The sequence below is a fragment of the Bacillus sp. N447-1 genome (assembly GCF_022701035.1).
GTDB classification, from domain to species: domain Bacteria; phylum Bacillota; class Bacilli; order Bacillales; family Bacillaceae_G; genus Bacillus_A; species Bacillus_A cereus.
In genome coordinates this window covers 744,998-757,908 of sequence record NZ_CP065509.1, presented here as the reverse complement: position 1 = coordinate 757,908, position 12,911 = coordinate 744,998, and the positions used below count along the sequence as shown (strand labels likewise).

The window sequence follows — 12,911 nt, the reverse complement described above, 5'->3', positions numbered from 1 at the left end:
CTGCTATTTGCCGGACAGTAAGACCCCCACCTTAAAATTTAGCGGAAGCAAAGAAGTTAGGTGGGGGCTGGACTGCCCATAAAAGCCCATTGGTGAGGGCTGATTAAAGTTTCACTTTATTAACGAATTTGCACAACTGTTAACGCTGCAGAACGAATATCTACTGTACCTATTACTTCAACGGGGACAATTTGAATTAAATCACCAGGGTTTAAGTTAATTAGAATGACCCCACTTGATACATCGACTTCACCAGTTCCGATAATATTAGAACGGACTGCGGATCCGGATCCTGCAATAATATTAGTCGATGAATTTAATGTCAAGAAAAAGCGAGCTGCTTCCGGGGCTAATGGGACGTTATCAAGGCTAATCGTTAATGTATAGCTAATTTGATAAATACCAGCTACCTGAATTTTAATACCAGTTCCAGTACTAATTGTATCATTAATTACAGGGACAGTAATGTTAGGATTTGGGCCTGTACTAGGTAATAGTAGTGGTGTAAATAATGTTGCAAATTGAGGTGAAGTAGCATTGAAGGCAAAACCTAGGGCAGGTAGTGAACTAGGTGCTTGTGCTTCACAATTAAAATTAGCGAATTTACGAATGGATGAGCGCATATTTTCACTCCTTTCTTGTATTTAGATTTCGTGAGTATTAACTTCACATTTTGGACAAGCATAATACAATATATGAAAATTTATAGTAGATAGTGCACAAGCATTACTATTACGGATAAAGCTATGAATAATAATAAATACTATATGGAAAAAGCAGTTAGCTAATTTAACTAACTGCTTAGTCGGTTCTCCAAGAGCAAATAGGCGAAAAATTATTGCGCTATATAAAAGATCGCTATAGATAAGTGCTCTTTTTGAGAGTGAGTATAAAATTCTATCATTCTATCATTCTATCTAGTATGTGCACTGTATTATGTAGTTGCTACTAAAATTGATGTGAATTTTTAAAATTAGAGGTTTCTTTCAATGAAACCTCTAAAAAGACAACTAAATTTACGTTATAGTAAATTCAATTGCGATAGGAGTGCCTCCATCTAGGACTGCTCCTCCTACAATAGTAGCAGCTGTAGTAGTCACACCAGTAATAGTATCACCTGTTTGAATAACACCATTAATATAAAGTGTTAAAAAGGCATAAGAAGCAGGGAATGTTGTTACAGCACCAGTGTCATCAGTGAAGTCTGTGTTAGCAAAAGTTAAATCTGCACCAGCAGCAGTTCCTGTTGCGGCCGTACTTACAAATCGTCTTCCGGCTATAAAAGGTTTAACGATAGGCATTTATATTCACCCCTTTTTGAGAATTAACTTAGACAAGTTTTTTGAAAGTTTTGTCCTGTATCGTATATTATGCTGTGCTTCTACTAAGAGATACGGCTTGTATACTAGTAAATAAGTATAATTATTATGCGTTTTATAAGTTAGGTTCTTATAAGTAATTAAGTGGTTAAGGGTGGATTTTGTATATGGTATGTTTATGTTAAAAAAGAGAGCTCTTTTAGAAAGAGCTCTTAATCAAATTATTATTTTAGTGTTGGAGGGAAACTGGCGGCCTCAGTGACAGATGGTAGAAATAATTTACGTGGTATTGTAATAAATTCAAGCGCAATTTGCTTTGGATAAAAAAGTATTTGAGTTAAATCTAGAGCATGTATTAATAGTATCATGAAGCTTGTAAGAATGATAAAACTACCCCAAAAGAAACTTTTTGAAGTGTTGCGAAAATCTTTTATTAAAGAAAAGAATGAAAAAAATGCGGTAACAATGAGAATAAAAAATTTATACTTATCAGCCATTGTGATCCTCCTAAAGAACAGTAATTTATATTATACCGTATTTTTCTCTATAATTATAAAAAGATTTTTAAATGCCTATGTTGTAGACGTATTGTTTTCATTTTGCATACAATCATATAATAGTAAATCGAATAATATTGAAGAGATTTATTAAGCTAGCGTCACACAACAAAATTAATATTATATAGTGAGAAACATTTAGTTTATTTCGTAGTCCCAATCCATAAATTAGAACTACGAAATAGATTACTAATAAAAACATTTTAAGATGATTATAATAATGATGTGGTGTATACAGAAAAGAGGATGAAAAAGCATCCAGAATGAGTTAATAGCTAGTGGATAACGATTGAAACGGCACTGAAAACTAATAAAACAGCCATAATGATGTTGAATAATTGGTTATGTTTTACTAGTAATTTTTGGAATATTGAACCAAATAAACTCCAACTAAATGTACTCAGTAAACCGACTATACCTAGAAATAATGAGAGAAGTAGAAAACTTGAATATGAATTGTAGTAGGGGAGTATAAAAGTAGAGACTACTGTGAGTCCGAATAATATTCCTTTTGGATTAACAAATTGAATGAAAATACCCACTGTAAATAAGTTTTTATTATTTTTTTCATTGTGATCTGCACGGCCTTTACTAGTAATTATTTTAAAGGCTAAATATAGCATATACGCGACACCTAAAATTTTTAAAGGAATTTCAATTATAGGGATAATATTAATTAATACAATATTAAAGAAACTGCATAAAGAAGTGAGGATGAAAAAACCGAATGCTACTCCAAAGCAAAAGTTTATGCTTCTCTTTAATCCATGTTGATTTGCGTATGTCATAGCTAAGAAATTGTTGGGACCAGGTGTGAAGCTACTTATAAATACAAATAACAAAAAAGAAAATATAGGCATTTCAAAACCCCCTATTTTTTGTGTGTTATAATGACCGAAAAGAACAATATAACGTGTGCTTTTTATTATACATAACGGTCGTTATATTGTATACAGTGTAGGAGTGTTTTTTATGGAAGAAATTCAACTTATTCTGGCAAAAAATTTAAAATCAATACGTGAAAAAGAAAAATTAAGTTTAGAAAAGGTCTCTCAATTAACAGGTGTAAGTAAAACAATGATTGGACAGATAGAAAGAGGAGATTCAAGCCCGACACTAACAACAATATGGAAAATTGCTAATGGTTTGAAAGTATCATTTACCTCTTTAATTAATAATCCACAGCCTGATACGAAAGTAGTTTTACGAAATGATGTTCAAGTATTGTCTGAAGACAATGGGAGATATAAGGTGTATCCCTCATTTCCTTTCCAAGATAATAGGAATTTTGAAATCTATATGGTTGAAATTGATACAGAAGGGAAATTAAGTTCAGAAGCGCATAAAGAAGGAACAGAAGAGTTTATAACGGTATTTGAAGGGAAATTGACAATTGACATAAACGATTGTCAATATACGTTAAATAATGGAGACTCAATTCGCTTTAAGGCGGATAGACCGCATACTTATACTAATTCAGGAAGAACATTAACGCGGTTAAGTATGACTATTTATTATCCAGCTTTATAAGCTGGCAATAATATAAAGAGTAAAAGGTATTGTTAAAACCATCTATAAGAGATGGTTTTATTTTTTGAATATAAAAAAAGACACTCAATAGAGTGTCAATATAGTATTGCTCTCGCGTATAGGATTGGAGATGTTCCTCAAATACATATTGAGATGGTCTGTAAAAAAGAAACAATCTTCATCTTTAATGTAACATCGACATGGGGAAGTGTAAATTGATAATATATATACGGAAAATTTAGTATAGATGTTTTCTACTATGGATATAGTACAATTTATTTTTATTACGTCATCACTCTCGTAATATTTACCAATGGAGTATTTAGGTTGTTTATTATAAAAAGAATGAATCATTTTTAATCAATTCGTATAATTGTAAGAGAGGCACCTGTTGATCCACCTCCAACTAAATTCACGACAGATAATATACCAAATAATTGTAGTGAAATTGTATTACCAGCATTTAAATTAGTAATTAAATTATTACTATAATTTGAAGTTGATAAAGCGGGAGAAAAAATAGAGCCAGAAATTGGCGTAGAAGCGTTTAATAGTAGTCTAGTTCCAGCAAGTAGAGCGGTTGTCGTATTAACTTGATAGGTTAAATGATATCTTCCAGTTACAGGAATTGTAAATATGTCATTTGAAGCGTTGACTGTAAAATTACCGAGACTTTGGTTATTTGAAAGTGGAATGTTTGTTCCTCCTAATACGACTGAAACAGGGCCACCTGATGTATTATTAGCGAACATAGAGTTTGTTGTAACGATTGAACCAGTACTCCCGGTAGGCCCAGTACTCCCGGTAGGCCCAGTACTCCCGGTAGGCCCAGTACTTCCGGTAGGCCCAGTACTTCCAGTAGGTCCAGTAAGCCTGTAAGGGAAAATAATGTCAAGGGCCATTGACATTATTTCTTTTTTTCTAATTTCATTATTATCTTGAATATAAATCACCTCATCTTTTTAAATAAGAATGTAATAGATTTAGTACTTTTTAAATAGAATGATTAATTTATTATATTAATTAAAGCGGTTATAGCAACGGTAAAATGTTTAATATATGTAATAATTCTTTGGGAAGAAAAAAGAGAATAGTTATAAAGTTATTCTTTAATAATAGGGTCATAATGATGTGTATGAATTAAAAAACATGTGGAATGAGGTATTAAATTGAAACGCAATGACAATTTACCATTGAATAAGGGGATGATAGGCCCAGAAAATATTGGACCTACATTTCCGATTCTTCCACCAATTTATATTCCAACCGGAGCAACAGGCCCAACCGGAATAACGGGCCCAACCGGAGCAACAGGTCCAACTGGAGAAACGGGCCCAACCGGAGCAACAGGCCCAACCGGAATAACGGGCCCAACCGGAGCAACAGGTCCAACTGGAGAAACGGGCCCAACCGGAGCAACAGGCCCAACCGGAATAACGGGCCCGACCGGAGCAACAGGTCCAACTGGAGAAACGGGCCCGACTGGAATAACGGGCCCAACCGGAGAAACCGGGCTAACCGGAGAAACGGGACCAATTGGAATAACGGGCCCAACCGGAGAAACGGGCCCGACCGGAGCAACAGGTCCAACTGGAGAAACGGGCCCAACCGGAGCAACAGGCCCAACCGGAATAACGGGCCCGACCGGAGCAACAGGCCCGACCGGAGCAACAGGCCCGACCGGAATAACGGGCCCGACCGGAGCAACAGGCCCGACCGGAGCAACAGGCCCGACCGGAGCAACAGGTCCAACTGGAGAAACGGGCCCGACTGGAATAACGGGCCCAACCGGAGCAACCGGGCTAACCGGAGCAACAGGCCCGACCGGAGCAACAGGTCCAACTGGAGAAACGGGCCCGACTGGAATAACAGGACTAACCGGAGCAACGGGGCCGACCGGAATAACAGGTCCGACCGGAGCAACAGGTCCAACTGGAGTAACAGGCCCGACTGGAATAACGGGCCCAACCGGAGCAACAGGTCCTACTGGGGGCATTGGTCCTATAACCACAACCAATTTGCTATATTACACTTTTGCAGATGGAGAGAAACTTATATATACAGATGCTGACGGGATACCTCAATATGGTACAACGAATATTTTGTCTCCTAGTGAAGTTTCTTATATTAATTTGTTTGTTAACGGAATACTGCAACCACAACCATTATATGAAGTGAGTGCTGGTAAATTAACTTTATTGGATACGCAACCACCATCGCAAGGATCTTCAATTATATTACAATTTATCATTATTAATTAAAAGGACAGTTCCTTAATGAAAAGGAATCTGTCCTTTTCGTTTTATATTTGAATAGTTAAAATTAAGTGAGGGTACATTCAATTTCTAGCTGTTATAAATGGTTGAATGATAGGAATTTTAACTTCAATCCTTTTCATAGTGTATTGGAATAAAATATAAAATGAATTTTTCAATATAGTATATGAGAGTTCTCTATAATACAAACGGCTTCATGTTTAAAAAGAGAACACAATCTTAGTAAAGAAATAAGGTATATTTATATGAAAAAATGGCACTGTTAATTGTTGAGTATATTCAAATTAATATGTGTATTTAAACCTAAGAGATAAACGTGGAAAAATAAAATAAACTCTTAAGTTTAGGTATTTAATCTAAGCAGTCAATTATTAAAAACATATAATTAATATGTGAGTCATGAACATAATTAAATAGCGTTTTCAAGTTTAATTATATTTCATGTTTCCTATTTTAAGTAAATATATAACATATTTTTACAACTTTATGATCCTTATAATAGGAAAAACTCAAATATAAAACAAGTAAGGAGGACATAAATGACAAACAATAATTGTTTCGGTCATAACCACTGCAATAATCCGATTGTTTTCACTCCAGATTGCTGTAACAATCCACAAACAGTTCCAATTACTAGTGAGCAATTAGGTAGATTAATTACTTTACTAAACTCTTTAATAGCGGCTATTGCAGCGTTTTTTGCAAATCCAAGTGATGCAAACAGATTAGCTTTACTCAATTTGTTTACTCAACTATTGAACTTACTAAATGAATTAGCACCTTCTCCAGAAGGGAATTTCTTAAAACAATTAATTCAAAGTATTATTAATTTACTACAATCTCCTAACCCAGATCTAAGTCAATTACTTTCTTTATTACAACAATTCTACAGTGCTCTTGCACCATTCTTCTTCTCTTTAATTATTGACCCTGCAAGCTTACAACTTTTATTAAACTTATTAACTCAATTAATTGGTGCTACTCCAGGAGGCGGCCCAACAGGTCCAACAGGTCCAACAGGTCCAGGAGGCGGAGCAACAGGAGCAACAGGAGCAACTGGTGCAACAGGAGCAACTGGTGCAACAGGTCCAACAGGAGCAGGAGTAACAGGAGCAACAGGAGCAACAGGAGCAACAGGAGCAACAGGTTTAACAGGAGCAACAGGCTTAACAGGAGCAACAGGTCCAACAGGAGCAGGAGCAACAGGCCCAACAGGAGCAACAGGCTTAACAGGAGCAACAGGTTTAACAGGAGCAACAGGCCCAACAGGAGCAACAGGAGCAACAGGTCCAACAGGAGCAACAGGTCCAACAGGGGCAACAGGTTTAACTGGTGCAACAGGCTTAACAGGAGCAACTGGTGCAACTGGTGGCGGAGCTATTATTCCGTTTGCTTCAGGTACAACACCAGCAGCATTAGTAAATGCGTTAGTAGCTAATACAGGAACTCTTCTTGGATTTGGATTTAGTCAGCCTGGTATAGCATTAACGGGTGGAACAAGTATCACATTGGCATTAGGTGTAGGTGATTATGCATTTGTAGCACCGCGCGATGGTGTTATTACGTCATTGGCAGGTTTCTTTAGTGCAACAGCTGCATTAGCTCCATTATCACCTGTTCAAGTGCAAATACAAATATTAACTGCACCTGCAGCAAGCAATACGTTTACAGTACAAGGCGCACCTCTATTATTAACACCAGCATTTGCTTTAATAGCAATTGGTTCTACAGCATCAGGAATCATACCTGAAGCTATTCCAGTAGCGGCTGGGGACAAAATACTGTTATATGTTTCATTAACAGCAGCAAGTCCAATAGCTGCAGTTGCTGGATTTGTAAGTGCAGGTATTAATATCGTTTAATTTGTTACATTTAGTAGGAAATTAAACAGGGGTTTGTATATAGTCCTTCCTAATAAATTTAGGAAGGACTATATTTTTTTGGAAAATAAGTAATAAATCAATTGAACAATTACTCTTTGTTAAGTTCGTATAAAAAAGTATAATTTACCCTTTCTCATTTAAGGAATAAGTTATGTAACTTTAAAAATTTTCGATCAGAAAAAAAGATGAATTCTTTAAAAAAAGAATTCATCCATAAAATAAACTATTTATTTTTATTGCAGTTACATCCTTTTTTCTTTACATAGCCTTGCTCGGCTAAGTCTCTTTGCGATTGGGAATTGGAAGATTGAGAATTGGAAGATTGAGAGGATGCTGAAGAGCTACTATTTTTATTATAAGAGTAGTTTTTTCGATAGTTATAATTACTCATAGTACTATCACCTCCAATTTAATATATAAATATTATATGTATGTACACTATCAATTGTTACTATTTTTAATAGGAAGAGAAGATACAATAAAAAAATCTCCTTGGTATTTTCCTAGGAGATAAATGATGATTCTTTTGAAAATTCACAAATTAATAGCCCCAGTAAAGAGGAAAGTAATAAGAATCTTGGTGATGCGGATTCTGTTGTTGAGCGAGGGGCTGGGTTGGATAATTTTTCGTTTCACGGTTTTGATTGCAGTTTGCCGGAGGACCAATTACAGTAGTTGATTGAATAGGGGAAACCGCTTGTTTCCATTGTTGTTCATTGAGGCAGTAAGTATGGGCCATCATATGAGCTGGAGTTAATCTTAAAATGTCAGAACCGAAAATAACTTCTGGAGTTGGAGCGTTGAAAATAGCTAATAAATGAGTATTATCTGCTGTAGCAATTTCATAATGCCACCACGCTTGTGGAATGTTGGCAACTTGCCCGGGTTTTATCGGTAAGTTTAATATTTGATTCGTAAATGGATTAAGTAAAGAAACAACAGCAGACCCTGAAATACAATAAACTAGTTCAGCTGCATTTTGATGAATATGTGGTTCTACAACATTTCCTGTACTTAAATAAATATCTAATAAAGAAGTATTTTCTAAAGTATTTAATTGTTTAATACCAAGTACATTTATATAATTTTGGGCATCTTTCCGAAAAAAATTACTTTTATTTACATCATAAGTAAAATTGGTTGAGGGGGAGGTATAGTCGATGTTGGCAGTCAATTGTATTACCCGCCTTTCTATAGGTAAGTTAGGTTGCAAAATCAGGATATGTGTCTAGTCTTTGTTTTGTGCTGTTATCGGTAGCTTAATAAATTCACTTATTCCATAAAGAATAAGGTGTTAAGACCAAACTATATTCGTATTCCCATTCATACTTTGGATTGATGGAAAAAAGTAATGAAAATGTTAATTTAAAATTACATCAATCATTTATAAGGAGTGAATGTTCATGTCATTTAGTGAAATGATTAGAAATGAAGTACTCAGCTGGGCGGGTGTTTCTGAAAAACCGCATCGATTTGGTGGTATTGAAATAAATTATGGCAAGAAAGAACTTGGCCATCTTCATGGTGATAAATTAGTTGATTTACCATTTCCGAAGTTAAAGCGAGATGAATTAGTGAAGCAAGGCTTGGTAAAACCACATCACGTATTACCTGAATCAGGATGGATCAGTTATTATTTAAAGAGTGAAGAGGATATTCCATTTGCAATTGAGTTATTTCGTATGCAATATGACCGAATTAAAAAGTAATGAAATATAGTAGGGTAATAAAAATTTATTTTTATGTCACATCCCTCCTTAATTGTTCGTCTTGTATGTAGAACGATTAAGGAGGGATTTTATTATGAAGAAATTTGATGTAGCAATTGTTGGCGGTGGGCTTGCTGGATTAACAGCATCTATATATTTAGCGAAAGCTGGAAAGAAAGTGATTGTATTAGAAAAATCCAGTCAATTCGGTGGCCGAGGGATGGCTATAAATAAAAATGGAATCTGCATGAATCTTGGTGCACATGCTTTATATAGAGGCGGGGCAGCGTTTATAACTTTTAATGAGCTCGGTTTGAATCTTCCAGGTGGAATACCATCTACAAAAGCACATGGAATATGGAAAGGGGATATATTCACCATCCCAACAGATTTTCGCTCAATTTTATCAACACCACTACTTTCTTGGTCTGCAAAAGTACAATTCTCACGTCTTATGATTCGTTTAGGAAATTTAGATGTAGGAGAAGTTCCGAAAATGAGTCTAACTACATGGGCAGAAAATGAAATAAAAGATCCAATGGTTCGCAATATATTTTATGCGCTATGCCGGACAACAACATATACGTTTGCTCCTACAATACAATTAGCATCATCTGTACTAAAGCAAATACAGCTTTCTATAAAAGAAGGAGTGCTTTATGTAGATGGTGGTTGGGAGACGATAATAACAAAATTAAGAGCTATAGCAAATGATATCGGGGTGCAGTTTTTGGCTAAAAAGCATGTTGTGGAAATTGAGCATTCCGAAGGTAAACAAAGAATACATTGTGTTGATGATGAGGTTTTTGAAGTAGGTACAGTCATCGTGACGACTCCGCCGAAAGAGGCTTGTAAAATAATAAAAGGTGCAGAAGGAACAAGTTTGCATAAATGGAGTGAACAATCGGTACCGGTTACTGTTGGTGCATTAGATATTGGCTTGAGACAATTACCCAATCCTACACATCAATTTGTATTAGGATTAGATCAACCTATATTTTTCACAAATCAATCGAGAGCAGCTAAATTAAGTGAAGACGGATCAATTGCAGTGAGTCTAATTAAGTACCATAATCCTGTGCTAGAGATGAATCATATTCATGAAGATAAAGAACAGTTGGAAAGTACGATGGAGTTGTTACACTCAAATTGGAAAAGAGAAGTTGTTGCACAGCAATATTTACCGAAAATAACAGTAGTACATGATTTTCCTCATATTGACCGTGTTGAAAAGCCGGGTCCTAATATACCTGAAATGCCAGGTGTTTATGTTGCAGGAGATTGGGCAGGGCATGATGAAATATTAGCTGATGCTGCGGTAGCAAGCGGGAAACGTGCAGCGTTACACATTTTAAAGCAATATGAAAGTGGGGCAGTTCATCATGGAAACGGAGCAGTTATATGAAGCGTATCAACCATTATTATTTTCGTTATCATACAGAATCCTTGGGAGTGTTATGGATGCTGAGGATATCGTTCAGGATGTATTTATCTCGCTAAATAATATAGAAGATCCACAATCTATAGAAAATATGAAAGCATATTTATGTAAGATGGCGACAAATCGTTCAATTGATAAATTACGATCGGCAGCGCATAAACGTAACGTGTATGTAGGGATGTGGTTACCAGAGCCACTTGTAGAAGAGAGTGATGAGCCATCAAAGTCATTTATAATGAAAGAATCCCTTTCCACCGCATATTTATTACTTTTACAACAACTATCTGAGGTAGAAAGGATTGTTTTCATATTAAGAGAGGTTTTCAGTTATGAATACGAAGAAATAGCTTCAATTGTTGATAAGAGTAGTGTGAACTGCAGGAAGATCTTTCAACGTGCACGAAAAAGCATGTTGGAGAAACCGAAGCAATCAAAATTAAGCACGGAGAAAATGGCTTCTTATGTTGAAAAGTTTGTAGCATCATTACAGTGTGGGGATACGGAAGGTATGTTGGAAGTATTAAAAACAGATGCTATACTCAAAGCTGATGGTGGCGGTAAAGTTACGACTGCGATCAATCCAATTTATTCTGCAGATCGAATTATACGTTTGTTCTTTGGGATTGCACAACGATTGACAGAAGAGTACACTGTTGATTTCAAAATGGTAAATGGTATACCAGGAGTTATAGTTACAATAAATAATAAAGTAACATATGTTCTTTCGTTTGCATTTGAGGATGAGAAGATTTCAAATATTTATATGATGGTTAATCCTGAAAAACTTATGCATTTGAATGTAAAAATATAAAAAAGCGCATTTCTTCAGAAATGCGTTTTTTATTATTTTTCTAACATTTCAAGAGGTACATCTTTTTCGCCAGCTACCTCAAATTTAATTTCCCCGTCTTCTTCATAAATACGTGTAATAATCGGTATAGTAATCATTAATTTTTTATGCTGCTTTCGTTTTCGAGCAGCATCTAAGCTAATCACGTTCATTTGTAAGCATCCTTTCTTCTGGAAATATATAAACAAAGAAAATGCGTCCGAAAAGGGCGCTTAATTGAATTTGAAATACCGATTCATTTAAATGGGGTTTATATAATTTAATAACTGCAATTTTTATATGAAATAATATGAATGGAATAATTGCACGTAGAAATTAACTTTACCAAAAAACGAAACAATATGCTATAAAAAATTATAAATCTTTGTCATATAACAGGAAAAAGGTTTTTGTTTCGCATATAATAAAAAGTAGACGGGCAGCAAGAGCTTTTTCATCATATTGCTTGGAAAGGCGATGAAAAGAATGGATACAGTAGATTCATTATTATTACAACTTGAACAATATGGAGAAGAGCATGATCGAAATAAAAAAACAAGGGAAGAAAAATTACGGAATGTTTCTCGTGAGATGGGGCAATTTTTATCAATTTTAGTAAAAGGGTGTAATGCAAAAAATATCTTAGAAATTGGAACTTCTAATGGTTATTCTACATTGTGGTTGGCTAATGCGGTAGAAGAAACAAATGGAAATGTAACAACTGTAGAGCTTTCTTCAGAACGAGTTGAAGAGGCACTTATCAATTTTGAAAAGGCAAACCTGTTACAAAGAATTGATATTCATAATCAAGAAGCAGGGGCATTTTTAGATTCCCAATTAGATCATTCATTTGATTTTATTTTCCTAGATTCAGAGCGCACGCAATACATGTGGTGGTTTGAGCATATAAAACGTATGTTACAACCAAAAGGTTTTCTTGTTGTTGATAATGCAACTTCTCATGCAAGTGAATTAGATGAGTTTATAAAAATGATTGAAGAAGATGATACGTTTGAAACAGTGTTATTAGCGTTTCAAAAGGGAGCATTTGTAGCTCGCAAAAATAAATAGAAGTGAGTGTAATAGAATTATCACATTGAAAACGGGTGAATGTCAAAAGATTGAGTGTAGCACGATTAAAAGAACGTAAATTATTTAGGAAATATATGAAGAATCCGCCTTCAGCATGTAGTTCTCTAGGTCTTAAGTCTGAGGAAAATTATGTTGATTACAGGTATACTTATAGTAAGAAACAGGGAATGACTGCATAAACAGACATTTCTAAAAAAATCGATTTCAAGCAATCAGAATGTGTATGAAATACGATATAATTGATGAAATATAGTGCATATAAATTCGCACATATA

At 35.1% G+C, this 12,911-nt stretch carries 14 protein-coding genes; 7 read left to right on the top strand and 7 right to left on the bottom strand.

Annotated elements, in window-relative coordinates; translation table 11 throughout:
• Nucleotides 1–119 precede the first annotated feature (119 nt).
• The 4 genes from exsF to IQ781_RS03700 all read right to left on the bottom strand — a co-directional run bounded on the left by exsF (nucleotide 120) and on the right by IQ781_RS03700 (nucleotide 2,736).
• Nucleotides 120–623, bottom strand: a complete 504-nt coding sequence (gene exsF, locus IQ781_RS03715) for an exosporium protein ExsF (RefSeq protein WP_001257871.1) — start codon at nucleotides 621–623, stop codon at nucleotides 120–122.
• A gap of 393 nt (nucleotides 624–1,016) precedes the next feature.
• The gene (locus tag IQ781_RS03710) at nucleotides 1,017–1,301 is read right to left on the bottom strand and encodes a DUF4183 domain-containing protein (protein WP_001123247.1); all 285 of its coding nucleotides are present in this window, start codon (nucleotides 1,299–1,301) and stop codon (nucleotides 1,017–1,019) included.
• A gap of 242 nt (nucleotides 1,302–1,543) precedes the next feature.
• Nucleotides 1,544–1,816, bottom strand: coding sequence for a hypothetical protein (locus IQ781_RS03705; RefSeq protein ID WP_000774114.1), 273 nt, complete (start codon nucleotides 1,814–1,816; stop codon nucleotides 1,544–1,546).
• 335 nt (nucleotides 1,817–2,151) lie between these two features.
• Nucleotides 2,152–2,736: a LysE family transporter gene (locus IQ781_RS03700; RefSeq protein ID WP_063220079.1), complete on the bottom strand. Its 585-nt coding sequence runs from the start codon at nucleotides 2,734–2,736 to the stop codon at nucleotides 2,152–2,154.
• 55 nt (nucleotides 2,737–2,791) lie between these two features.
• Here IQ781_RS03700 and IQ781_RS03695 point away from each other — a divergent pair, with 55 nt between their 5' ends.
• The gene (locus tag IQ781_RS03695) at nucleotides 2,792–3,406 is read left to right on the top strand and encodes a helix-turn-helix domain-containing protein (RefSeq protein ID WP_113732221.1); all 615 of its coding nucleotides are present in this window, start codon (nucleotides 2,792–2,794) and stop codon (nucleotides 3,404–3,406) included.
• Between the two features lie 356 nt (nucleotides 3,407–3,762).
• Here the strand turns inward: IQ781_RS03695 and IQ781_RS03690 are convergent, their stop codons facing one another.
• The gene (locus tag IQ781_RS03690; protein ID WP_004405221.1) at nucleotides 3,763–4,359 is read right to left on the bottom strand and encodes a BclA C-terminal domain-containing protein; all 597 of its coding nucleotides are present in this window, start codon (nucleotides 4,357–4,359) and stop codon (nucleotides 3,763–3,765) included.
• A gap of 216 nt (nucleotides 4,360–4,575) precedes the next feature.
• Here IQ781_RS03690 and IQ781_RS03685 point away from each other — a divergent pair, with 216 nt between their 5' ends.
• Together IQ781_RS03685 and IQ781_RS03680 are read left to right on the top strand one after the other, a co-directional pair.
• Nucleotides 4,576–5,667, top strand: a complete 1,092-nt coding sequence (locus IQ781_RS03685; protein ID WP_055387534.1) for a DUF4183 domain-containing protein — start codon at nucleotides 4,576–4,578, stop codon at nucleotides 5,665–5,667.
• Nucleotides 5,668–6,221: 554 nt separating this feature from the next.
• Nucleotides 6,222–7,544, top strand: a complete 1,323-nt coding sequence (locus IQ781_RS03680) for an exosporium glycoprotein BclB-related protein (RefSeq protein WP_242808224.1) — start codon at nucleotides 6,222–6,224, stop codon at nucleotides 7,542–7,544.
• A gap of 562 nt (nucleotides 7,545–8,106) precedes the next feature.
• On the opposite strand, the gene IQ781_RS03675 is transcribed toward IQ781_RS03680, so the two are convergent.
• Complete coding sequence (locus IQ781_RS03675; RefSeq protein WP_061457194.1) at nucleotides 8,107–8,739, bottom strand: cupin domain-containing protein; 633 nt, start codon at nucleotides 8,737–8,739, stop codon at nucleotides 8,107–8,109.
• Nucleotides 8,740–8,968: 229 nt separating this feature from the next.
• Between IQ781_RS03675 and IQ781_RS03670 the strand changes: the two genes are divergently transcribed.
• The 3 genes from IQ781_RS03670 (at nucleotide 8,969) to IQ781_RS03660 (ending at nucleotide 11,526) form a co-directional block, all read left to right on the top strand.
• Nucleotides 8,969–9,274, top strand: coding sequence for a luciferase domain-containing protein (locus tag IQ781_RS03670; protein WP_063219921.1), 306 nt, complete (start codon nucleotides 8,969–8,971; stop codon nucleotides 9,272–9,274).
• A gap of 94 nt (nucleotides 9,275–9,368) precedes the next feature.
• Nucleotides 9,369–10,679 carry a phytoene desaturase family protein gene (locus tag IQ781_RS03665; protein ID WP_139846818.1) on the top strand — a complete coding sequence of 437 codons (1,311 nt, stop codon included), beginning with the start codon at nucleotides 9,369–9,371 and terminating at the stop codon, nucleotides 10,677–10,679.
• Nucleotides 10,657–11,526 carry a sigma-70 family RNA polymerase sigma factor gene (locus tag IQ781_RS03660; RefSeq protein WP_000447162.1) on the top strand — a complete coding sequence of 290 codons (870 nt, stop codon included), beginning with the start codon at nucleotides 10,657–10,659 and terminating at the stop codon, nucleotides 11,524–11,526. The genes IQ781_RS03665 and IQ781_RS03660 overlap by 23 nt, the downstream gene beginning before the upstream one ends.
• Nucleotides 11,527–11,558: 32 nt before the next feature.
• Here the strand turns inward: IQ781_RS03660 and IQ781_RS03655 are convergent, their stop codons facing one another.
• Nucleotides 11,559–11,717, bottom strand: coding sequence for a hypothetical protein (locus IQ781_RS03655; protein ID WP_001100984.1), 159 nt, complete (start codon nucleotides 11,715–11,717; stop codon nucleotides 11,559–11,561).
• A 304-nt stretch (nucleotides 11,718–12,021) separates the two neighbouring features.
• On the opposite strand from IQ781_RS03655, the gene IQ781_RS03650 reads away from it, so the two are divergent.
• Nucleotides 12,022–12,615 (top strand): O-methyltransferase, encoded by a 594-nt coding sequence (locus tag IQ781_RS03650; RefSeq protein WP_242808223.1) that lies wholly within the window; start codon nucleotides 12,022–12,024, stop codon nucleotides 12,613–12,615.
• Nucleotides 12,616–12,911: the final 296 nt, after the last annotated feature.